The sequence below is a fragment of the Alteromonas sp. CNT1-28 genome, assembly GCF_022348345.1.
GTDB classification, from domain to species: Bacteria; Pseudomonadota; Gammaproteobacteria; order Enterobacterales; family Alteromonadaceae; genus Alteromonas; species Alteromonas macleodii.
Genome location: NZ_JAKREZ010000012.1, coordinates 60,460 through 83,817, shown reverse-complemented (window position 1 = coordinate 83,817; position 23,358 = coordinate 60,460). Strand labels below are relative to the sequence as shown.

The window sequence follows — 23,358 nt, the reverse complement described above, 5'->3', positions numbered from 1 at the left end:
TGTAAAATTATCACAGTACCGGCTGTTTGGTCCGGTAGCGGCGCTTGCTAAAACTCAGCATATCGCTTCGAAATCCTTCTTTATTTCGCCTTAAAGCTTACTAAATCATATTTAACATTCTGAAAATAACGTTTAAAAACAATATCATAAAAACGAACTTCCTCTTTTTTCTACTAAAGTATAAACCGCTACTTTTCTTCGTCGGAATGCAACTTGAATAAGTATGAACAATAGTTGTCGGGTTACCTATGCACTTAGGTGAAGCCGAACAGCAATACCCTGTGAAGTGCAAGTGAAGTGGATTGATTTAGAGAGTCCAAGTAAGAAGTCGAGGATTTAAAGATGAATGTTCAAAGTTCGAAAAACGTAGAGTCAAAAAGCGAAAACAGTAATGAACATGAGAATTTGAGAGCCCATGTTGTATCAACCGGTGATTTGCAAGTCGCGGCTGTATTTCCGTCAAAACGTAAAGTGCAGGAAGTACTTGAGATAGTTCAAGACCAAACATCTGTTGAGGTATCTCAAGTAGAAATTATCGAAGCTGGCGACCCTAAAATGAGTGAAAAACTTGAACGTAACAGCGCATCCATTGGCAAAAGCATGTGGTCGTCCCACCTGTTGCTTGGTTCAATCGGTCTGATTGTAGGTTTAGTGGCGGCATTTTTGTTAACGCAGTTTGGCCCAGCGCTTACTCAACAAAATCCTTTGTTTACCTACATAGCACTAATTAGCCCAGGCATATTCATTGGGTTATTCATAGCGGGTTTAATCGGTTTACGTCCAGACAGAAATGAGGTTATACAAACCGTAAGACACGCGGTTAGATATGGTAAAGTTGCGCTGGTAATTAACCTTAAAAAGTCACAGTCTGCTTCTAAAGTCTCGCAATTACTGAAGCAGCACACCGACAAAGTGGTCGAATCTATTCGGTAGCAAGACTAGCGACATAATATGGAACGCTGCTTCAAAGCAGAATGTGATACAGTAATCATAGCGGAGTTATCAATCTAGCTGTTCCAATATTTTCGAAGGGCAATATAACGAACTCCACGTTTATTGCCCTTCGTCGTTTGGTCGGCGTTATTCTGAAAGAGAGATTAGGCACCAATTGTATGGATTTAATATTTTTTGATTTAGATGGCACTTTATTAAATAAGTCTTCTGAAATCTCCTCGTTTACTAAAGAGACGTTGGGCTTGCTTGGTGAGAGAGACATTGCATTCACCGTAGCGACGGGTCGTACCATGCATTCAGCGCAATTTGTGCTACAAGGTCAGTCTTTTGTACTCCCTCACATTTATAATAATGGGGTGGCAATTTGGGATCCTGCCGGAAACGCGCTAACACTAGAAAATTTGCTCGCGCCCAGTGAAGTAAATCTTATTATCGAGCACGCCGTAAATAACAATATTACGCCTTTCATTAACACAGTGAATATGGATAGCCCAGATCACGAGCACGTGATTTACCATTCGTCGCCTAAGCATCAGGTGGAACACGATTTAATTGAAAAGTATTTTTCGCGCACTAAAGCGCGACTAGCGTCTATTGAGTTGCTACCTGCTAATGCACATATAACAAACATCAGTATGATCGGAGATGCACCGCTAGTCTATGACATGTATAAGCAGCTTAACATGCACGAAGGACTGATAGCGTACTCTGGGCCAGCTATCGAAGGGAATGAGTACCGTTGGATGGATGTACACCACAATCTTGCGAATAAAGGCAGTGCGGTAGAGCTTTTGCGCCAACAGTTGAATGCAAGCAACGTTATTGTGTTTGGCGACAGTGATAATGATTTAAGTATGTTTAAGCTAGCAGACGAGGCTTATGCACCTTCTAACGCTAAACCTTATATCAAAGACGCCGCCACTTCCGTCATTGGGCATCACGATGAAGATGGAATCGCCCGCTTTCTACGAGAGCGATTCTCACTTTAGAAGATGCTGATTAAAAAGCTTCGTGAAAATGGTAGCCTTCAAACTATATGAATTAGGCTAGTTAATTAAGGCTACCACTCTATAGGCTCTCTATCTTTTAAGAATTGGCCATGGGGGCCGCCCTCTTCCATGGTTGCTAACCAAATAGCCGTATCTGCTCCCTCCTCGGGCGTTTTGGGCGCATCACTTCCACCCATTCTGGTATGCACCCAACCCGGGGTCATGCTATTAACGGTTACATCAAGAGACTTACCGTCAGCAGCTTCATCAACTACCGCTGCCATCTTAACCGTAAGCGCATTAATAGCAGCCTTTGTTATCGCATAGCACATTGGCCCTTTCAGCCCCTCGGCGAAGCTACCGTAACTAGAGCTTACATTGATAATACGTCCAAAACCTCGCTCAATCATTTGCGGTAACGTTTGCTGGATAAGTGTAAGCGGGGCGTTCACATTAATTTGCATCGATTTAGCCAACGTCTCAGAATTTACATCTTTCCATGGCGTGTCGTCTAAGATACCCGCATTGTTTATGAGGATATCAATAGGGCCATACACGGCCTCAGCTCGAACAAACGCATCGACGATGGCGGTTTCGTTATCAAGAGGCATCTCAATAATATGCAAATCCCCTCCCACAATATCTTTCTTGGCTTCAAGGCCGGCCTCTTCGTCTCGACACCCCATTAGCACTTTATAGCCTTTAGACAGCATTCCTTTTACTATTTCTAGACCTATACCTCTGTTTCCACCTGTAACTAATACGTTTTTCGTCATTGCCAATACACTCCTTGCATTTACGCTTGGGCTTGTTTTGCCTCAAAACGATTGGATAAATAAAAACACAGCGGGAAGATTACACTCCACACTAGAGCGATAAAAATATAAGAAAGCACAACGCTTGCGCCCAATTCAACCGCGCCGAATTTGGCGCCGGCGATATAACTGAGCGGCGCGAAGATAGCTCCAGCAAGCGCCGCAACGGCCATTCGGCCATTAAAGGCGGTTAAACTGTGATAGACCGTACCTGCAAAGGCTGCCCATAGAAGACTTAGCCAAATTGGAATTGGCCAGAAGCTGACCAGCGTTTCTGTCTCGTTAAAAATGAACAGCCCGCTTAAGGTTAAAAGCGCATCAACCACCGTGCCCAGTAAAAATACCGTGCCCATTAACTTTATATCTTCCACTCGCTTGGGCGAAATGACTATCCATAGAAGGATTAACCCTAACACTGGAATTACTGCTTTATTCTGGAACAAGATGACCAGCCACCAAATTCCTTGGAACCATACAAAGTTCGCAACCTTTAGTACTGCACTATTCTTCATTTGAAACGCTCATATTTTCAATACCTAAGCATACGTTTACCGGTACGTGATAGTTCAACCCTATTGCGACAAAAGTAAACGAAAACGCTCCAGTGTAAGTATAGATGCATAGACTGTTTGCTCTTTCCAATTACAAAGGATGTGTTAATCGTGAAAATGGTGAAGTATTACGTACTTGGTGCATTAGTGGCGTTAGCACTAACGCTGACCGTGCCAGTGATATTATTAAAAGTGGTATTTGGTTGGATTGCATTTTCCCTTATTGCCGTAAGCAGCGCCTATTTGCTCAACTATCCAAGCCTGTTTCGCAAACGTGAGGATGGCTCAATACCATTCTACATACGCTGGATTTTTGTACCTTTTTTACTGGGCTCTTGGCTTTACAATGAATACGCACGCAGAACGGATAAAGTCCCTCCCCTACAAAAAATTGAGCCGCACTTATTCCTTGCGTGCCGCATGTCGGGAAAACATGTTAGCCTTTTAAAAGAAAACAACATTGATGCCATTCTTGACGTAACCGCTGAATTTGATGGACTGGATTGGACGGCATATCAAGAAGATTACCGCTATTTAAACGTACCGGTACTCGACCATACCAGCCCCACTCCTGAACAACTTGTTTTAGCAATAAATTGGTTGAATCAGCAAATTTCTGAAAAGAAAAATGTTGTTGTGCATTGTGCGCTTGGACGAGGTCGCTCTGTTCTGGTGGTTGCAGCCTATTTACTGGCCAAAAACCCTTCGTTGAGTGTAGATGATGCATTACGTGAAATTAACCAGATACGCCAAACAGCAAGGCTCAACAAACGTCAATTAGCATCGCTGCAGCAGATTAGAGATGGTGGCCTACTTTCACTACAAAAGAATTTAACCCTTATTGTTAATCCAGTTGCTGGTGGCGGTAAATGGGAGCAATACCGAGATGACGTTCTTTCTCGATTAAATGAAAAATTCAAAGTGACCGTGAAAGAAACCACACCTGAAGTAGATGGTAAGGCACTAGCAGAAAAGGCAAAACAAGACGGCGCCCACATTATTGTCGCATGCGGAGGCGATGGAACGTTAACTGAAGTCGCATCGGCTTTGGTCAACACCGACGTTACCATGGGGATTATCCCTTTTGGTACAGCAAACGCACTGAGCCAAGTGTTGCATGGCTACATTAGTAAAGTCATGCCTATTAGTACAGCATGTGACATCATTATAGAGGGCAACACCTTAGCCATAGATACCGCGACCTGTAACGACCACGTTATGCTTTTGGTAGCAGCAGTTGGCTTCGAGGAAAAAATGATTTCGGCCGCTGATCGCGAAGAAAAGAATGTAGGCGGCCAGTTTGCCTACCTAAAAGGGCTATGGAACGCGATTTCAAATAACGAAAACATGACGTTTAAAGTAGCAAAAGACAACCAGCCAGCTGAAACCTTAGAAACGCCGAGCTTTGTTATTGCAAACGCAGCCCCAATGACCACAGCACTTGCTCAGGGCGCTGAGCCGCCCGACATCACCGATGGAAAGCTTGATTTGACCTGGCTATTACCTCAGCCCAGCTCTGATAAACAATTCGCATCGTTAGCAGAGCTAGTGCTAAGTCCAGCTGAAGCAAAGAAGCAATCTGAATCTATACGGCACGAACGCGCATCAAGCATAACGTTAACATTTGATAAGCCCACGGCGTATGCTGTCGACGGCGAGATCTACGAAGGCGAAAAGCTTGAGATAAAAACATGCCCTCGAAGCCTTAACGTTCTCACCAATTTTGAAGAAAAGGATTAAGCAGTACATGACTCAGAAAAGTAACTTTGAAGAAATCTATACCTTTCTTAATGAGAAGTTTGCTAACGAAACGGAATACCTACAGGCGGTACACGAAGTATTAGAAGATATTGTTCCTATTTACAATGCAAACAAAGACTACAAAGCGTTCGATATTATAAGACGCATTTGCATGCCTGAACGCATTATTTATTTTACCGTGTCGTGGATGAACAGTGATGGCAATATTGAAGTCAATCAAGGTTGGCGTGTACAGCACAATTCAGCCATGGGCCCTTACAAAGGTGGCTTGCGCTTTCATCCTACCGTCAACTTATCGGTGCTTAAGTTTCTTGCTTTCGAACAGTGTTTCAAGAATGCACTTACTGGCTTGCCCATGGGTGGCGGAAAAGGTGGCTCTGACTTTAACCCCAAAGGACGCTCAGACCGAGATATTATGTTGTTTTGCCAAGCATTCATGCGTGAATTGCAACGACACATAGGCGCGAACACAGATGTACCTGCTGGTGATATTAACGTAGGCGCTAGAGAAATAGGTTATCTCTATGGTGAATACCGTAGGTTAAACAACAGGTTCGAAGGTGTGTTGACAGGCAAGGGGTTAGAATTTGGTGGAAGTTATGTGCGCACTGAAGCCACAGGTTTTGGCTTAATCTACTTTTTAGAAGCGGTTTGTAAACAACGAAATTCTCACATTGAAGGCAATACTATTGCAGTATCTGGAGCCGGAAACGTAGCGTTGCATGCGGCGCTCAAGGCGGTAGAGAAAGGCGGAAAAGTTATTTCGCTGTCTAATAGCCGGGGTCTTCTGCATGTTGAAGAAGGGTTATCGGATACGGCATTAAAATGGGCAATTAACAACCACGCTAACCGAGATAATATTCTTGTGGATATGGCAGATAAAAACATAGGCGAATGGATAGCCGATAAAAAGCCGTGGCATATAAAATGTGATATTGCTTTACCTTGTGCAACGCAAAATGAACTGCTTGAAGCAGATGCCAAGTTATTACTGGATAACGGCTGTAAGATGGTTTTAGAGGGTGCGAACATGCCGTGTACGAATGAGGCACAAGCCCTTTTCTTAGATGCCAAAATTGTTTATGTGCCTGGAAAAGCATCTAATGCGGGTGGTGTCGCCTTGTCGGGATTAGAAATGAGCCAAAACGCCATGTTCAATCAGCGCAATGCGAAGATACTTGATGACCAGTTATACGCTATTATGGAAAGCATTCATCAGCGCTGTGTTGATGAGGGTAAATCTGAAGGCGATGCTGGAAGCAGCTACGTTGATTATATGAAAGGCGCCAATGTAGCAGCATTTCGTAGACTCGCTGACGCAATGGTCGCACAAGGCGTGTAGCGCATATCCCATCTCCCTTTTTCGATAAATTCACGGACTTACTGCCGTGAATTTATCGGAAACTAACTTGTAAAATTTGCGTTGTCCCCTTCCCCAATTCAATGACTCTATGTCACTTCATTTGAAATTTCTTTTAAAAATCAGCGCGTAACAAATATCTCATTCATGGAATAAAAATAGCATTACCACAGGTGTGATTCATTTTTTAGGTATTTATAAGGAACTACCCATGAAAATTTTTGAAGCTTTACGCCAAGACCATGAGAAGCAACGTTTATTGCTAAAGATTTTAGCTGAAACAAGTGGAGATACAGCTGCACGCCGTGAATATTATCAAGAGCTTAAGACACAGCTTGAAAGTCATGCTATTGCTGAGGAGCGCCACTTTTATTCTCATCTTTTAGAAAAAGACGCCACCGCAGATTTGACCCGTCATGGTATTGCAGAGCATCACGAGATTGATGAATTACTGGCGAAGCTTGATGACACCGATATGAGTTCACCTGCATGGTTACGTTATTTAAAAGCACTTCAGGAAAAAGTGGAACATCACCTTGCTGACGAAGAACAAGAGTTCTTCCAGGTTGCGGGTAATGTGCTTAATGACCGCCAGAAAACAAAACTTGCTGATGAATATCAAAAAGAGATGAAACAGGAATTAGACAACGAAAAACTCACTGCATAACATAGCCATGGTATCCATGGCGATAATGTTCAGTCCGAAAGGCGTCATAAAGTAAAAAGCCAGCTATTAAAGCTGGCTTTTACATATTTAATATTCTTTGCTCTGGCGCCTATAACGACTTACAGAAGCCTTTAGGTGGCTACTTTTTAGCGATGATGTAAACCGCGTGAATTACACCTGGAAAATAACCAAGAATAGTCAATAGAATATTGATCCAAAAATGCGCGCCAATACCTACCTGTAAAAATACGCCTAGCGGTGGAAGTAAAATTGATAAAAGTATACGAATGATGTCCATAGTAAATTCCTTGTTTTTGAAGTAATTTCACAACTCAGTAGGCAAAAAACTCACACTTTGATGAAAGTGTTCAGCCTGCGGAGCGATTTTCGCGCTTCATAATAATTGTTTGCATTTTAGATGCCATGTCAGCGTTGATAAACGATTGAGCATCTCATTGACTTCAAAAATATAAATTTTTTGTAATAAGAAAGCTATTCACCGAAAGGCGTATTTTGCAGCCAATTTTCTAGGTCTGAACGATTAAGAGGACGACTGATGAAATAACCTTGTGCGATATCACACCCCCACTCTTTCAAGATTTCTAGCGACGCAACATCTTCTACACCCTCTGCAACCACTTTTAAATTGAAGACACTTGCTAAACTAAGCACGGTGTGAACTATTTGTTGATCGTTCTCGTCGCTTGCTAGAGCAAGAATAAAGCTTTTATCTATCTTGATTGTTGTGACTGGTAGATTCTTTAAGTACGCCAATGAAGAATAGCCCGTGCCGAAATCATCTATCGCAAAGTGAAATCCACGGGCTGTTAGCTCATTTAGGTTCTCTATGGCGAGCGATGCGTCGGCAACCAAGTCACTTTCAGTAATTTCAAGTTCCAGCGCCTCAGGGGAAAGCCCCTCTTGCGTAAGCAAAGCAACAAGCTTACGCAGCAATACTTTGTTTTGTATGTCTTGAGTCGAAAGGTTCATTGCCACAGTAAATTCATATCCTTTAGCTCTGAAATAAGCTAAATCGGCAATAGTCTGCTGCATAACCCAAGTCGTGACCTGCTCAATCAATCCTGCTTGCTCAGCAATAGTGATAAACTCATCAGGAGGAACAAAACCAAGTGCACTGTTGTTCCAACGAATTAACGCTTCCATACTACAAACTTTCATAGTCCTTAAATCAACTTTAGGTTGGTAGACCATAGACAGTTCATTCTGCTGACTGGCAAGAGCACGTTTTAACTCTGTTGTAATAGCAAGTCGGCGGTTATATTTATCTTCCAAATCAGTTCGATAGCGAACACACCAACTGTCACTGTGAATGGCTTCATCGGTGACTATATTCATTTTTCTGAAGAGCTCTTCAGAGGATGCAGCATCTTGTGGGCACTCGATAATTGCCATTGCAACTTTTACAGGAATAGCAATTAAGTTGCTTTCAACAGGCTGCTCAAGTATGTGCTTTAAAGTTTCCAGTTGGTCATCATTAAGAGATTCCTGCGATATATATAAAATCTCACCGCCAGCAAGGCGCGCAGACGTGCCAGGCCAGCGCTGTAAACGCTCAGCTAACGCTTTTAACGTATTGTCGCCATTTGAATAGCCATACAGGTCATTAATAGTTCGAAACCCAATGACGGTAATAGCCACCACTTGAACAGCCCGCCCTTCTTTGAGCTCGGATTCGAAAAAGCCTTCAACATAGTTGCGGTTAAAAAGCCCCGTTAACACATCGTGTTCTGCTTGATAGCGTATATGCTTCTCACGACTCTTAATACTCGCCTGCATACTATCAACAGCATTAGCAAGCTCGGTAATTTCTTTGAGTTTCGATGGCGCTTCAAGTGTCGCACCATAGGACCCTGAAGCCACCTTATTAACTGCTTTAACTAACTTAGAAACAGGCTCACTCACATTTCGTGCTAGTAACAGAGAAAGCCCCATAGCAACGAGTATTGCTAACAAACAAAAAGCTAATATGGTTAATTGAATGCGAGTAAACGCATTAAACGAAGAGGTTACATCTACGGCTAGCGTAATCGCCATAGGCAAGTCCTGCCCAGAGCCGATACTTACCTGTCGCGCAAAATAGGTCAACTCGTCTTTGAAAGTGACATCTACCCAAGACGGGTCGCGTTCAGATGAAAGTATGCGCTGAGCGTCTCCTTCATCTAAGGTTGCCTTTATAACCTTATTTGAACCTGCTTCTGAAATGATAATTTCAGCATCTACAAGTTGTTTTAACTCGTTTAATAAATCGCTATCGAAATCAACACCAATAAGCATGTAATATCTAAGCGTTGGAATTTCTACCCGAATTAGATTTAGCTGCACCAAGTTGTTGTTAACAACAAAAAAGCCACTATCTTGACCTTTAGCTACAAGTGATAAGCTACTTTCTACGTTTTGGCCAGGCTCAAATAAATCGCTATGGGTTGCAACTACTGTGTGATCTAAACTGACTAACGCAATGATGTTTGTATTTAGGCGTTCTGCGTAGCTTGTAAAAGCGGCTTCTATAGAGGGTATGTTTCCAGTGCCCACAGCGCGTCTAAAGTCGAAAGACCGAGACAGGACTTTTGAAACGCTTCTGATAACGGCTTGCCTGTCGGCAACGACTTTATCAAATACTTTTTCAGCCAAGAGAATGTCGTGATCAATATTTTGAACTACTAGGGTGTTGGCTGAACGCCAGACAGCGCCAATAATCAGAAGTGATGCTATTACAATACCTATCAGTAAGGTTTGAAATAAACTCTGACTTAGTGTTTTTTGCACTCTAGTGCCCCGTGAAGAATAGACTAAATTTTAAGATGCGTAAAACGATGAACTGCTAAAAGAATAGCTGAATAATAAAGATACGAACAGGTATAACACCCTGTAATTTTTGGTTTTTAACGCTTTGTTACAATTATAACAAGGTCAACAATTGTTTTGTTGGTTGCGTCTTCTTGCTTTCAAAAGGTCAAATAGAAAAAAGGCCAGCAACTTTGCTGGCCTTCTCTTTCTTTAATTGGTGCGGAAAGCGGGACTTGAACCCGCACGAGCTATGCTCACCACCCCCTCAAGATGGCGTGTCTACCAATTCCACCACTTCCGCGAAAACTTTTTAGTTTGAACCTTCGCTATCGTCAGACATAGGAACGTCTGTCGCATCGCTTTCAATTACTGGAACATCACCCTGAGCTGCATCTTCGATCACTGGTACGTCTTGATCCGCTGGAAGCTCTACCTGCTCTTCTAACGAAGCAGGAACTTCTAGGTTGTTCCACTCATCCTCTGCGCTTTCACGGTTAGCTGTTATAGCACCTAAAGAAAGACTGATGAAGAAAAACAAACCTGCGAGGATTGCCGTTGTTCGAGTCATAAAGTTGCCAGAACCAGATGAGCCGAAAACCGTGTTCGAGCCGCCTGAACCAAATGAAGCGCCCATATCTGCACCTTTTCCTTGTTGGATCAATACAAATCCAATAAGCAATAGCGCTACAATTAGGTATGCTACTAATAGCACTTCGTAAATCATAAATACCTCGTCAGTTTGCCGCTTGGCAAATTGAAATAAAATCTTCAGCTTTTAAACTGGCTCCGCCAATCAAACCACCATCTACGTCTTTTTGCGCAAATAGGGTTTCAGCATTATCTGGCTTAACACTACCACCGTACAAAATACGAAGGCCTTGAGCCAACTGTGCGTCTACTTTATTAAAGTAGCCGCGAATAAATTCGTGTACTTCTTGTGCTTGTTCAGGGCTGGCTGTTTTACCAGTACCAATTGCCCAAATCGGCTCGTATGCAATAACAGTCTTACTGAGTTCGTCTACCGACATGACGCTAACCAGTGCATCTAGTTGCTCGCCAACAAACGATTCAACATTACCAGCTTCTCTCACTTCAAGTGGCTCACCTACACAAATGATGGGTACGACACCTGAAGAAACACATTGCTTTGCCTTTAATGCAACAAGTTCGCTTGACTCGCCTTGGTCCTCTCGTCTTTCTGAATGCCCAACAATTGCGTAACCGCAACCTGCTTCTTTAAGCATTTCAACTGACAACTCACCAGTGTGAGCGCCGTTATTAAGATGACTTACGTTTTGAGCACCAATGGCAAACGAATGGGTTTCAAATGCGTGTAAAAGAAGTGAAGGAGCGCAAATAACGATTTCCGAATCAGCTTTTACATCCGCCAGTTTTTGATTAAATTCAGCAGCTAATGCCAAATTTCCGTTCATTTTCCAGTTGCCAGCCACGAATGGCTTTCTAAGATTTTTACTCACAACGCAGACCTTAGCCCTGTCTTCAAAGCGGGCGTGATATTAACTATTTAATTGAGAAGATACAAGCACAAAAAGCAAAATTTCCTGCTACGCCAACTAATTGGCGAGATTACGAACAGTTTCAGCAATATGCTCTGCCCATTTGTGAGATTGGCTTTCGTCATTCGACTCAACCATCACACGAATTAACGGCTCAGTACCACTTTTACGTAGAAGTACCCTGCCCGTTTTACCTAACGCAGACTCAGCCTCTTTCTTAGCATTTTGTACATTGCTGTGTGCTAAATAATCCACTTCTTGGTTAGCGTACCTCACGTTAACTAGCGTTTGCGGGTACATCTCAAACCCACTTGCTAAGTCGTGTAAGTCCATGTGCGAACGAAGCATTGCGGCAAGCACTTGAAGCCCAGCTACAATACCGTCACCCGTTGAGCTCATATTAAGATTGAGAACATGACCCGAGTTTTCACCGCCAATTGACCAGCCTTTTTGTTGTAACAGCTCCATCACATAACGGTCGCCAACATTACTTCTTGCGAAAGGAACACCAAGCTTTGACAACGCATTTTCAAGGCCTAAATTACTCATCAAGGTGCCAACTACACCACCCTGCATTTTGCCGTTTTTTAGCGCGTCGCGGGCAATGATGTAAACAATCTGGTCACCATCAAGCACATTACCAAGATGGTCTACCATCATAATGCGATCGCCATCGCCGTCTAGGGCAAAGCCAAGATCAGCGCCGGTCTCCTTAACCTTTTCAACAATCGCATCCATTGAGGTTGCGCCCACACCGTCGTTAATGTTTAAACCGTTGGGCGCTGTACCAAGTTCGATAACCGTAGCACCTAACTCTCTCAATACGTTGGGGGCAATGTGGTACGTTGCGCCATGTGCGCAGTCCACAACAATTTTAAGATCTGTCAGCGATAATTCTGAAGGGAATGTCCCCTTACAAAACTCAATATAACGACCCGCAGCGTCGTTTATACGCGTAGCCTTACCCAGCTTATCAGATGCCACACATGTCATTGGACGCTCAAGCATATCTTCAATCGCTAACTCAATATCATCATCGAGTTTAAAGCCTTGGGCTGAAAAGAATTTAATGCCATTATCATAAAATGGGTTATGAGATGCACTAATCACTATACCCGCTTCTGAGCGAAAGGTTTTAGTAAGATAGGCAATGGCAGGCGTTGGCATAGGGCCAAGCAAACCAATATTGATACCCGCAGCAGAAAGCCCTGCTTCTAAAGATGACTCCAGCATATAGCCAGAAATTCGCGTGTCTTTACCAATAAGTACTTTGTTCGTCCCTCGTCCGGCAAGGACCTTGCCCGCTGCCCACCCGAGTTTTGTAACAAACACTGGGTTGATATTGCTCTCGCCTACCTTTCCGCGGATACCGTCGGTGCCGAAATATTTGCGCTGCGTCATTATTATTCCTTATTTTACTGAATTCAGCATTTTCACGATATTGACAGCATCAGCTGTTTCTTTCACGTCGTGAACGCGAATTATCTGTGCGCCCATTTGGGCGACAATTGTAGCGAGGCTTATGCTTCCCGCCAAGCGCTCATCCACTTTTCTATTTAGCAAATTGCCAATCATCGACTTGCGAGACATGCCTACTAACACTGGGTAACCCAGCTTCATAAGCGATGGCAAGTGTTTCACCAGCGTATAATTGTGTTCTAGTGACTTTCCGAAACCGTAGCCAGGGTCAAACAAAATCTTGTCTTTAGCAATGCCCGCTTCTTCACACGCATTACTACGCGCGAGTAGAAACTGGCCCACATCATTCACTACATCGTCATACTCAGGGCTTTGCTGCATGGTTCTGGGTTGCCCCTGCATATGCATTAAACAAACGGGTATTTGTGCTTCAGCTGCTACTTGCAATGCGCCAGGCTCTTGTAAAGCACGTACATCGTTGATTAGTCCCGCGCCAGCTTTCACCGCTTCCCTCATAACGTCAGCCTTGCTGGTATCAATAGAAATAACACATGAGGTATTTTTAGCTACGGCTTCAATAACGGGTATTGTGCGATCAAGTTCTTCCTGCAGCGATACGTCGGGCGCGCCTGGCCTTGTCGATTCACCACCTATATCAATAAAAGTTGCCCCTTCTTCAATCATGCGAAGCGCATGGTCAAGGGCTTGAGATACATTTGTGTGCTTGCCGCCGTCAGAAAATGAATCAGGCGTAACATTTAAAATGCCCATTACCTGAGGCTGTGACAGATCTATGAAGTACTTACCAAACTGCATGAATTACCTGCATTACCTTTGTTTTGAAATTACCGTATTTCTTAGACAGAAAATATGTTGAGAAATGAAGCTATAAAGCAAACTGATTTTAACCCGCTGGATTAGTAATAAAACGTACCTAAACCCGTAAACTAACATCTAGATTAAAATCAAACTGCTCTAATAAAAAACGCCAGTTTCACTGGCGTTTATTTAAATGAGTGTGGAAGCTTAGCTTGGAATATCGCCCGGCTTACCTACCGACGGTTTGTCTACGCCGTCATTTTTAATTTCACCTTCGCGAACCGGTGCACCACCACTTGGCTTGTCGCCACCCGATGGCTTGCTGTCATCCCAGTCAGCAGGAGGACGAACGTCAGTGCGGTTCATCAGATCATCAATTTGCTTAGCATCAATGGTTTCGTACTTCATCAGTGCGTCTTTCATTGAATGTAAAATATCGATGTTGTCTTCAAGGATCTTTTGAGCACGCTCGTAATTGCGGTCAATCAGTGACTTAATTTCCGCATCAATAGCACGTGCTGTGTCATCAGACATGTTTGTTGCCTTAGACATAGACTTACCAAGGAACACTTCGCCTTCGTCTTCAGCATACAGCATTGGACCCATTTTGCTCGACAAGCCCCACTGCGTTACCATCTTACGAGCAATTTCAGTCGCGCGCTCGATGTCGTTTGACGCACCCGTTGTCACTTTGTCGTCACCGTAAATGATGGCTTCAGCAATACGCCCACCAAACAAGCTAGAAATCATGCTTTCTAAATGTTGTTTAGAATGGCTCACACGGTCTTGTTCCGGTAAGTACATAGTCACACCCAACGCGCGACCGCGTGGAATGATTGACACTTTGTATACCGGATCGTGCTCTGGAACCAAGCGACCTACTATAGCGTGACCCGCTTCGTGATACGCTGTCATTTCTTTTTCAGGCTCAGACATCACCATAGACTTACGCTCAGAGCCCATCATGATTTTGTCTTTCGCTTTCTCAAACTCTTCCATTGAAACAAGGCGTTTATTGCCGCGAGCAGCAAATAACGCAGCTTCGTTTACTAGGTTAGCAAGGTCAGCACCTGAGAAACCTGGTGTACCACGAGCAATAACTGACGGCTCTACGTTATCAGCCACTGGCACTTTGCGAATGTGAACTTTAAGAATTTGTTCACGACCGCGAATGTCTGGAAGACCAACCACTACCTGACGGTCAAAACGACCAGGACGAAGAAGCGCAGGGTCTAATACGTCAGGACGGTTAGTTGCCGCAATAACGATAATACCTTCATGACCTTCAAAGCCGTCCATTTCAACAAGCATCTGGTTAAGGGTTTGCTCACGTTCGTCGTGACCACCACCTAGACCTGCGCCACGTTGACGGCCCACTGCATCGATTTCATCAATAAATATGATACAAGGCGCCGCTTTTTTAGCTTGCTCGAACATGTCACGCACACGAGATGCACCTACACCCACGAACATTTCAACGAAATCAGAACCAGAGATAGTAAAGAATGGAACTTTCGCTTCACCGGCAATGGCTTTTGCAAGCAACGTTTTACCTGTACCAGGAGGACCTACCATAAGTACGCCCTTCGGAATTTTACCACCTAGCTTTTGGAACTTAGAAGGGTCGCGCAGGAAGTCTACCAATTCAGATACATCTTCTTTCGCTTCGTCACAGCCTGCTACGTCAGCAAATGTTGTCTTAATTTGGTCTTCACCAAGCAAGCGGGCTTTGCTTTTACCGAATGACATAGCGCCACGGCCGCCGCCGCCCTGCATTTGACGCATGAAGAAAATCCATACACCAATAAGCAGCAACATGGGGAACCATGAGATGAAAATAGACGTCAGAAGAGACTGCTCTTCTGGTGGTTCACCGTACACTCTTACGTCGTTCTTAACCAAGTCAGATACTAACTTGTCATCGAAGTAAGGTACGAATGTTTGGAAAGTTTCGCCTGAACGCTTAGTACCTCGAATTTCGCCACTATTATTGATGCGAACTTCTCGAATATTTCCCTGTTCTGCTTCTCTCAAAAACGTTGTGTAGTCAGTTTGCGAACGAGACGATTCACTCGGTGAAAAGCTCTGGAAAACCGACATTAAAACAACGGCGATGACTAACCATAAAATTAAATTTTTTGCCATATCGCTCAATGCTACTAACCTCTATAAACCCGAATTGCTTGTATATTCAACAAGTTGTTTATTGAATAAACGACACAACTCGCAACGAAAACCGCTTATCTCAAAGCGTACTACACTTTATACCCACAAGCCACCAAATACACCTCTCGCGAACGTGATCTGGACGAGTCAGGCTTACGCGTCTTTATGGTTGTGAAAGATTGTTTAAGTGCGTTCATGAACTCAACAAACCCCTCACCTTGGAACACCTTTATGACAAACGAACCACCAGGCTTTAACACTTGGTGACACATATCAAGCGCTAGTTCGCAAAGGTACATAGAGCGAGATTGGTCAACCGACGCGTTACCTGCAAGGTTCGGTGCCATATCTGACAACACAATATCTACGGTGTTCCCACCGATTCTGTTCAATAGTGCGTCGAGAACAGCGTCCTCTCGAAAATCACCTTGTAAAAAGTCTACGCCCACAATTGGGTCCATGGGCAAAATATCGCACGCGATAACTTGACCATTGTCGCCAACGAGCTGTGCGGCTAGCTGTGACCAGCCCCCCGGTGCAGCACCAAGGTCTACAAGTGTCATTCCTGGTTTAATAAGCTTATCTTTTTTCTGAATTTCTTCCAGTTTATAGATAGCTCGCGAGCGCCAACCTTCCTTATTTGCTTTTTGCACATAATGGTCGTTAACGTGTTCTTGTAGCCAGCGTTTACTGCTGGCGGAGTGTTTCTTTTTTGTCATTCCAATACAATGTCATTAGGATTGTAGAGAAGATGGCGTTAGAATACGTTATTTCAAGCATAAACTAACAGATTAATTGTAAGAAATATTACTAGATGAAACTTTCAAATAAACAGAAACAATTCCTAAAAGGCCTAGCACACCCGTTAAAACCTGTTGTGCAGCTAGGTGGGAACGGCCTGACAGAAGGTGTGGTTGCGGAAATTGACAACGCGCTTGGTCACCATGAATTAATTAAAGTTAAGGTGCCAACTGATGATCGCGAAGAAAAAGCGCTTATCATGGACGCCATTGTTCGAGAAACCAACTCAGTTAAGCTACAGGTAATCGGTCACACACTAATTATCTACCGCCAAAGCGAAGACTGTAAAATTCAGTTGCCAAAATAGCTAATAAATAACTCAATAAAAGGTGCCGATCCCCCTCGGCACCGTAGTTTTTCTTCTTACTTCCCGTTAACATCACTTTAATAATAGTGAAAAACTAGGGTTTAAGGGAAATCTATGACGCTAAATAATCTTACTGCCATTGTTACTGGCGGTTGTTCCGGACTTGGTCACGCCACTGCTATCGCACTTCGAGATGCAGGTGCTAACGTCAGCCTTTTCGACTTAAATGACGAGCTTGGCGCACAGCGCGTAGAAGAATTAGGCAAAAACAACACACTTTTCACCAAAGTCGATGTACGCGATGAAACTTCTGTTCAAGCAGCTATAGACGCGACAACCGAAAGGTTTGGCGCCATTTCTTTAGTGGTTAACTGTGCAGGCATCGCACCAGCTAAGCGACTGCTCGACAAAGAAGGCAATCCGGCGCCGTTGTGTGACTTCCAGAAAACTATCGATATTAACTTAGTAGGAAGCTTTAATGTTTCTCGCTTAGTTGCAGCGACGATGGCAAAGCAATCGCCAATTAGCGAGGAAGGCGAACGCGGTCTTATCGTAAACACTGCTTCAGTTGCTGGCTACGAAGGTCAAATAGGGCAAACCGCTTATGCTGCGAGTAAAGGTGGTATTATCGGCCTAACTCTTCCAATGGCTCGAGACTTAGCCCCGTTGGGTATTCGTGTTAACACCATTGCGCCGGGTGTAATGGGCACGCCAATGCTACTTGCTATGCCAGAAAAGGTGCAAGACGCCCTTTCTGCTAACGTTCAGTTTCCTAAGCGCCTTGGCCTACCTGAAGAGTTTGCAAAACTGGTTATTCATATGGCAAACAACAGTTACTTGAATGGTGAGACCATCCGACTAGATGGTGGTTTACGCATGCCACCTAAATAGTTGCGAGGTTTTGCCATCAAGGGAGCTTATCGCTCCCTTTTTTAGTTATTAGCTGTTTAAATAAAATTTTTTAATTCTACATTCATAAGGGAAAAATTTTGCTGCAGCGATTCAGACAACGATAAACTCACCAGACTCGTCCATTATCCGTGTGTGCCCTTTTTGATTTTCCTTTGCAGAATACAGCGCCTCATCCGCTTTTAACAGTTGAGAGGCAATCACATCAGAATGCGCTAACCCATTCTTATCTAGCATAGATCCACCTATACTCACCGTTATCGGCTTATTATCGGGCAGTAAAATTGTTCTAATTGCGCTATGCAGCCTTTCACTAAAACACTTAATGGATTCAATCGTTGCGTTGGAGAGCACAATCAAAAACTCTTCTCCTCCCCACCTCGCTACGACGTCTGTCTCGCGCACATGCTCAAGGATAACCTTTGATAGTTTGATGAGTACTCTATCGCCTACTTCGTGCCCAAAGGAGTCGTTGATATTTTTGAAAAAATCAACATCTAGCAACAAGAAAGATAGCGGAAAGAAGGCGCGTGACGATTGGGCTATCAAAGCATTGATGTCCTCTTTAGCAGCTCGACGATTAAGTAAGGGGGTCAGAGAGTCTTTGCGACTCACTGCAGTTAACTCTTCCGTCTTTTTTTCAAGGAGGTCTCTGGCTTCCAAAAGTTCCTGATAAAGCTTATCTCTTTCCTCCGCTACGTAAATAGCCCAGTAAACGATGTTGTCTGTAACCGTTAAATTCGCTACGGCAGGAACACGTCTTCCCGCATCAGAAATCAACGTTATTTGAACCTCTAAATATTTTCCATTAGCGAGAATTATCGGCTTTATATAGCTTTCATAAAATATCAAGCTCGCTTTCGATAGGATGCTCGCTATTTTAGCTTCAACAGGGCGTGTTAAACCAAGGAAGGAATAAGCAAATGGGTTTAGCCATGTTATTTTCGTCGTTTCAATATCAGATTTTAATAATAAACAGGGAAAATCTTCCTCTTTCCACTCATTCAACTGACAAACTCCTGCACGATTGAAGAGACAGTCAATGGATTCGTCATATGTAAACAATGTCCATGGGCATCAACGATTTCAAGCTGAGCATTAGGAATTATTTCATTCATATAGTTACCGACAGCTGTTGGGGCTAGATTGTCGTGTTTGCTCTGCAAAATAAGTGTGGGAAGGGTAAGTTTAGAAAGTAGCGCTCTGTCGTCAGCAAAAAACGTGGCTTTAGCAAAAGGCTTGGCATATTTGGGGTCTGTAGAACAAAAGCTCGTTTCAAGCTCCTGAGTTAAGTCAGCATTGCTATCTTGCCCCATCACTAAAGGCGCCAAATAGTTGGCCCAGCCCACATAGTTTTTATCCATGAGGTTAATTAACTCCTTCAAATCTTCTTTCTCAAAACCACCTTCATAATCAGGTGGAAAATTCAGAAAACAAGGAGAAGGGCATATCATCGCGAGCTTTGAGAATATATCTGGAGACTGAATGGCAGCGTGGATGCCAATCATGCTACTTACTGAATGACCGATAAAATTGACCTTAGTTAATTTCAGCGCCTCACAAATATCCAGTACGTCTTGAGCGTAGCCAGTAAGCGAGGAGTAACGAACCTTGTCGTAGGCTGCATAGTCAGAGGCGCCACATCCAACGTAGTCAAACAATATCACTGTATATTTATCGTCAAGGTAAGGTAGCAGATGTCGCCACATTGTTTGATCACAGCCAAAGCCGTGTGCCAACATAATGACAGTACTTCCTGAACCATAAATCTTTACGTTGTTTCTCACCACTACACTTTGGGCAGGTTGCATGATTGCACCTCAATCGTTGTTGAGTTCTTAGCGTGAAGAAGTAATAAATTTGAACGACAGCGCCGAACTACACTTCAATTAATTAACAGAGTATAACGAAATTCTTAGGACAGATTAACGTAATTTCACTCACCTTCCCCACCATTCACAATTAACGCAATATTGTATAAACGATTCACGGCATGGTAGTTGATTGAATTTTTGGGGTAACGACCTTTGCTGCTTATTTTACCCGCTTCCTGTTCCATCAAAATAGATAGCGCATCATCAACAGTCTCTACAGTGTAAATATGGAACAGCCCTTTTTTCACTGCGTCGATAACGGTGGCGTCTAATACCAAATTAATCGCATTCGATTTAGGAATAATCACGCCCTGCGTACCGGTAAGGCCGCGGTGTTGACACAAGTCGAAAAAGCCTTCTATTTTTTCGTTAACTCCGCCAACGGCCTGCACTTCACCGTACTGGTTTATGGACCCCGTAATGGCCAAGGTCTGCAAGCAAGGAATTTCAGTCAACGCAGAGATAAGCGCAACCAGTTCACCAAGGGATGCACTATCGCCGTCTATATGACCGTAAGACTGTTCCAATGCGATGTTTGCAGAAAGCGTTAGCGGGAAATGCTGAGCGTATTTATTACCTAAATACCCATTAAGCAACATAACGCCTTTTGAGTGAATAGGCTGTCCAAGCTCTACCTCACGCTCAATATCAACTACACCACTTGCGCCAGCAAATACAGTAGACGTAATGCGTGCAGGCGTACCAAATGCAGTGTCACCAATATCCAATACCGTTAACCCGTTTACTTTGCCTACCGCTTTTCCTTCAGTGGCAATAAGCACGTGCCCTTCTTTAATATCGTTTAATAGTGTTTGACTGACGCGGCCGGTGCGACGTTTCTTGGCACTTAATGCTGTTTTTAAATGATCAAGTTCTAGCGTGTCGGCATTAGATTTCTGACAGAAATAATAGGCTTCATTAACTAGCTCGATAACTTCAGCGAAGTGCGCAGATAGCTTTTCTTTGTGTTCAGCCATTCTTAACGAGTATTCAACTAGCCTGCACATCGCGTTAGCGGTAATGCCTTTAAGTCCTAACTGAACAAGGTGCGCACGTACTTTGCCCACGAAATCAAAAAGCGCCTGTCTGGTGACGGGAATTTCCAAATCAAAATCCACTAACACTCTAAACAGTTCATCAAACTCGTCATCGTAATCTTGCAGCGTGTAGTATAAATCGCGCGAGCCTAACAGAACGATTTTCACATTTAAGTCGATGGGCTGTGGATTGAGCGTAATGTTGTTCACCATACCCACATCTTGCTGGGGTAAGTCCATGCGCAAGCGCTGTGACTTGATGGCAAGCTTAAGGGTATCCCACACGAAAGGCTGTTCAATAAGTTGGTCGACATCCAACAACAAATAACCGCCATTTGCACGATGGAGCGCACCAGGCTGAATCATGCGATAGTTGGTAAACACGCTGCCGTGAATGTTGGTGTACTCTATTTTGCCAAACAAATTTTGATAAGTAGGGTTCGGCTCATAAATAACGGGAGCTGCGTCATCGAGTTTATTCGACACCAAAACGTTAGGAAGAAATTGCTCTTCTAAAAATATCTTCTTGTCGAAGTCATCACTCTTCTCTTCTTTCTGCTCTTCACTGTGAATGACTAAGATAGCATTGACCAATGCAGTTTTAAGCTGCTTGAGGTACTTCATTACCCCTAGCTCAGACGCGTATTTGTGCTCAAGCACTTTTAGCAGCGGCTTAATTCCCTGCTCTGCGGTCTTTTTGTCAAGCTCACGCAGACGCTCAGAGTTTTCGCGTTTCCACGTAGGCAGGCTTAACAGACCTTCGCTTAACCTATTTTCTAGCTCGTCAATAAGAGTATAAAACCCTTCCCGTTGTGCGTCAGTTAATGACGCAAACTCTGTGTCACTTATTGGCTTGCCGTTAACGATAGGTGAAAACGTAATAGAGCCCCCCTCTTCGTACAGCGCAACATCATTCGCTTGTGCGTAACGCTCTACCGCATCGATAGCTGCATCGTACTTTTGCTCGAACTCTCTGGAAATTGACGCGCGACGGCGCTGATATCCCGGGTTATCAAAAGCAATGGGCAGTGAGTCTAAGACATCGTCAATAAGCGCAGCCATGTCCTTGTGGAATGCTTTTCCACCACCGGGAGGAAATTTTAGCGCAACAGGTTCGCGCTCTTCGTCAAAATTGTTGATATAACAACAATCATCAGGCGCTGGTAGCTGGGCAACTTGGCGTTCAATGTAATCCTTCACTAGAGTGAAGCGCCCCGTAGCGGGCTCACCCATCACATAAAGATTATAGCCTTTGGTGTTAATACCTAACCCAAACGTAAGTGCTTCACGCGCACGCTCTTGCCCAATGAAGGTCGCATTTAGCGCTTCATCATCTTTTAAGGCACTGTTTATCGCTCGGCGATTTATGGTAGGTGAAAGCGCGTCTACATCTAACGCATATAATTTACTGTCTACAGACATGTCTGTTCTATCTTTGTTTCTTTACTTAAGTGAAACCCTAATTAACATTAGTGTCAAACGCTTATCCTGAATAAGGCAGCTTTGCATCGCTAATTGCACAACAAACAACCACCTTCATGATTTTAGAGAGAAATTGGCAAGCACTACGAGCTTTTTGTGGCCTTCACTAGAACTGATACCTTGCGACACAAGGTGTAGCGTCTAATTAAAGCCGAAAAGGAGTTAAGTACGAAAGAACTTACTTCAATTTAACCGCTGCATTTATTTCTGCCACATAATCTGGATCAGAGCATTAAAATCACAGCGTTAAGAAAAGCGCGCCAAGGTCAGAGCCGTAAGGACAATGTGGTCAAGACAAAGCTCTGAAGAATCCTGTAACAGTAAGACTTTAAAGTAGGTAGCAACGCAAGCTGCTTTCAATTACCTTAGAAAACACAAAAACCGAAATTCGTTTTGGCGACGAGACTAGGTTTCGCGCGCAATAACCAATGAACAAAAACAGGGTAATAACAATGACAAAAAAATTGAAAACTCGCTCACCCCTTCTGCTCACTTCCTCTTTCCTTGCTACCTTTCTGGGTACGGCATTTTCTTCAATGAGTATCGCTAACGTAAACTATGCAGATAACTCAGGGTTTTCTATCACCAATGAGAGTGAAAGCTATGCGCCAGTTGAAGTCGTGTACTCTCATTTTATTCAACATGTGGATATGTGGTGGCCGAAAGACCACACATGGTGGAAAGGTGCTTTGCGCATAGATGAGCAGGCTGGTGGCTGTTTCTGTGAAACGACAGACACGGCGAGTGCAGCCCATATGCAGGTAAGCTATGTTGAACCGAACAAAAAAGTGGTGATGACAGGTGGCTTAGGCCCGCTTCAAGAGATGGGTATGTCAGGTGCACTGACATGGGAATTCAGCACAATAGCATCGAGCACTTCATCGGATGCAAACACACAAGACGGTCGCATACCGAAAACTAAAGTCACCCTTACCTACCACGCCTCAGGCAATATTCACTTTAATGGTCAAAAAGCATCTAACGAAGACGCCGCCAATTTAGTTCGAGTAGTAGACAAAGTGCAGGCGCAACAACTAAATGCGCTAACCGCGTTTAGTGACAATAATTAGATGCGACACCGGGGCCTGTTTATCGACAAGATAAGATGGCGCCAAGAGAAAG

21 protein-coding genes and 1 tRNA gene are annotated in these 23,358 nt (G+C 43.7%); 8 read left to right on the top strand and 14 right to left on the bottom strand.

The window, feature by feature from the left end; all coding sequences use genetic code 11:
- Positions 1 to 342: 342 nt before the first annotated feature.
- Together MHN02_RS10045 and MHN02_RS10040 are read left to right on the top strand one after the other, a co-directional pair.
- Entirely contained in the window at positions 343 to 933 is a 591-nt protein-coding gene (locus MHN02_RS10045; protein ID WP_014949378.1) for a hypothetical protein, read from the top strand.
- A 179-nt stretch (positions 934 to 1,112) separates the two neighbouring features.
- Positions 1,113 to 1,943 (top strand): HAD-IIB family hydrolase, encoded by an 831-nt coding sequence (locus MHN02_RS10040; RefSeq protein WP_239245848.1) that lies wholly within the window; start codon positions 1,113 to 1,115, stop codon positions 1,941 to 1,943.
- A 71-nt stretch (positions 1,944 to 2,014) separates the two neighbouring features.
- On the opposite strand, the gene MHN02_RS10035 is transcribed toward MHN02_RS10040, so the two are convergent.
- Both MHN02_RS10035 and MHN02_RS10030 read right to left on the bottom strand, forming a co-directional pair.
- Positions 2,015 to 2,719: an SDR family NAD(P)-dependent oxidoreductase gene (locus MHN02_RS10035; RefSeq protein ID WP_014979228.1), complete on the bottom strand. Its 705-nt coding sequence runs from the start codon at positions 2,717 to 2,719 to the stop codon at positions 2,015 to 2,017.
- Positions 2,720 to 2,739: 20 nt separating this feature from the next.
- Positions 2,740 to 3,270 (bottom strand): DUF2878 domain-containing protein, encoded by a 531-nt coding sequence (locus MHN02_RS10030; protein WP_039220560.1) that lies wholly within the window; start codon positions 3,268 to 3,270, stop codon positions 2,740 to 2,742.
- A gap of 150 nt (positions 3,271 to 3,420) precedes the next feature.
- Here MHN02_RS10030 and MHN02_RS10025 point away from each other — a divergent pair, with 150 nt between their 5' ends.
- The 3 genes from MHN02_RS10025 to MHN02_RS10015 all read left to right on the top strand — a co-directional run bounded on the left by MHN02_RS10025 (position 3,421) and on the right by MHN02_RS10015 (position 7,097).
- Complete coding sequence (locus MHN02_RS10025; RefSeq protein ID WP_239245846.1) at positions 3,421 to 5,049, top strand: diacylglycerol kinase family protein; 1,629 nt, start codon at positions 3,421 to 3,423, stop codon at positions 5,047 to 5,049.
- Positions 5,050 to 5,056: 7 nt separating this feature from the next.
- The gene (gene gdhA, locus MHN02_RS10020) at positions 5,057 to 6,412 is read left to right on the top strand and encodes an NADP-specific glutamate dehydrogenase (RefSeq protein WP_052235454.1); all 1,356 of its coding nucleotides are present in this window, start codon (positions 5,057 to 5,059) and stop codon (positions 6,410 to 6,412) included.
- Between the two features lie 229 nt (positions 6,413 to 6,641).
- Complete coding sequence (locus MHN02_RS10015) at positions 6,642 to 7,097, top strand: hemerythrin domain-containing protein (RefSeq protein WP_239245844.1); 456 nt, start codon at positions 6,642 to 6,644, stop codon at positions 7,095 to 7,097.
- Between the two features lie 139 nt (positions 7,098 to 7,236).
- Here the strand turns inward: MHN02_RS10015 and MHN02_RS10010 are convergent, their stop codons facing one another.
- The 9 genes from MHN02_RS10010 to rlmE all read right to left on the bottom strand — a co-directional run bounded on the left by MHN02_RS10010 (position 7,237) and on the right by rlmE (position 16,545).
- Positions 7,237 to 7,395: a YqaE/Pmp3 family membrane protein gene (locus MHN02_RS10010; RefSeq protein WP_014949371.1), complete on the bottom strand. Its 159-nt coding sequence runs from the start codon at positions 7,393 to 7,395 to the stop codon at positions 7,237 to 7,239.
- A 194-nt stretch (positions 7,396 to 7,589) separates the two neighbouring features.
- A complete protein-coding gene (locus tag MHN02_RS10005; RefSeq protein WP_239245842.1) occupies positions 7,590 to 9,884 on the bottom strand; it encodes a GGDEF domain-containing phosphodiesterase in 2,295 nt (764 codons plus the stop codon).
- A gap of 236 nt (positions 9,885 to 10,120) precedes the next feature.
- Positions 10,121 to 10,206: transfer RNA gene (locus MHN02_RS10000), tRNA-Leu, on the bottom strand.
- Positions 10,207 to 10,215: 9 nt separating this feature from the next.
- Positions 10,216 to 10,629 carry a preprotein translocase subunit SecG gene (gene secG, locus MHN02_RS09995; protein WP_239245840.1) on the bottom strand — a complete coding sequence of 138 codons (414 nt, stop codon included), beginning with the start codon at positions 10,627 to 10,629 and terminating at the stop codon, positions 10,216 to 10,218.
- 10 nt (positions 10,630 to 10,639) lie between these two features.
- A complete protein-coding gene (gene tpiA / locus MHN02_RS09990) occupies positions 10,640 to 11,383 on the bottom strand; it encodes a triose-phosphate isomerase (protein ID WP_239245837.1) in 744 nt (247 codons plus the stop codon).
- A gap of 96 nt (positions 11,384 to 11,479) precedes the next feature.
- Positions 11,480 to 12,823, bottom strand: coding sequence for a phosphoglucosamine mutase (gene glmM / locus MHN02_RS09985; protein WP_239245834.1), 1,344 nt, complete (start codon positions 12,821 to 12,823; stop codon positions 11,480 to 11,482).
- A 9-nt stretch (positions 12,824 to 12,832) separates the two neighbouring features.
- On the bottom strand, positions 12,833 to 13,657 hold the full coding sequence (folP, locus tag MHN02_RS09980; RefSeq protein ID WP_239245831.1) for a dihydropteroate synthase: 825 nt from the start codon (positions 13,655 to 13,657) through the stop codon (positions 12,833 to 12,835).
- A gap of 210 nt (positions 13,658 to 13,867) precedes the next feature.
- A complete protein-coding gene (ftsH, locus tag MHN02_RS09975) occupies positions 13,868 to 15,814 on the bottom strand; it encodes an ATP-dependent zinc metalloprotease FtsH (RefSeq protein WP_014949365.1) in 1,947 nt (648 codons plus the stop codon).
- 101 nt (positions 15,815 to 15,915) lie between these two features.
- The gene (rlmE, locus tag MHN02_RS09970) at positions 15,916 to 16,545 is read right to left on the bottom strand and encodes a 23S rRNA (uridine(2552)-2'-O)-methyltransferase RlmE (protein ID WP_014949364.1); all 630 of its coding nucleotides are present in this window, start codon (positions 16,543 to 16,545) and stop codon (positions 15,916 to 15,918) included.
- Between the two features lie 95 nt (positions 16,546 to 16,640).
- On the opposite strand from rlmE, the gene yhbY reads away from it, so the two are divergent.
- Positions 16,641 to 16,934: a ribosome assembly RNA-binding protein YhbY gene (gene yhbY, locus MHN02_RS09965; protein ID WP_039220582.1), complete on the top strand. Its 294-nt coding sequence runs from the start codon at positions 16,641 to 16,643 to the stop codon at positions 16,932 to 16,934.
- Between the two features lie 114 nt (positions 16,935 to 17,048).
- Complete coding sequence (locus tag MHN02_RS09960; RefSeq protein ID WP_239245828.1) at positions 17,049 to 17,825, top strand: 3-hydroxyacyl-CoA dehydrogenase; 777 nt, start codon at positions 17,049 to 17,051, stop codon at positions 17,823 to 17,825.
- Positions 17,826 to 17,936: 111 nt separating this feature from the next.
- Here MHN02_RS09960 and MHN02_RS09955 read toward each other — a convergent pair whose 3' ends face one another.
- The 3 genes from MHN02_RS09955 to MHN02_RS09945 all read right to left on the bottom strand — a co-directional run bounded on the left by MHN02_RS09955 (position 17,937) and on the right by MHN02_RS09945 (position 22,176).
- A complete protein-coding gene (locus MHN02_RS09955; RefSeq protein WP_239245825.1) occupies positions 17,937 to 18,851 on the bottom strand; it encodes a GGDEF domain-containing protein in 915 nt (304 codons plus the stop codon).
- Positions 18,848 to 19,654, bottom strand: coding sequence for an alpha/beta hydrolase (locus MHN02_RS09950; protein ID WP_239245822.1), 807 nt, complete (start codon positions 19,652 to 19,654; stop codon positions 18,848 to 18,850). Before MHN02_RS09950 ends, MHN02_RS09955 begins: the two co-directional genes overlap by 4 nt.
- 125 nt (positions 19,655 to 19,779) lie before the next feature.
- Positions 19,780 to 22,176 carry an ATP-binding protein gene (locus MHN02_RS09945; RefSeq protein WP_239245819.1) on the bottom strand — a complete coding sequence of 799 codons (2,397 nt, stop codon included), beginning with the start codon at positions 22,174 to 22,176 and terminating at the stop codon, positions 19,780 to 19,782.
- Between the two features lie 512 nt (positions 22,177 to 22,688).
- Here MHN02_RS09945 and MHN02_RS09940 point away from each other — a divergent pair.
- Entirely contained in the window at positions 22,689 to 23,306 is a 618-nt protein-coding gene (locus MHN02_RS09940; protein WP_014976415.1) for a hypothetical protein, read from the top strand.
- Positions 23,307 to 23,358 lie beyond the last annotated feature (52 nt).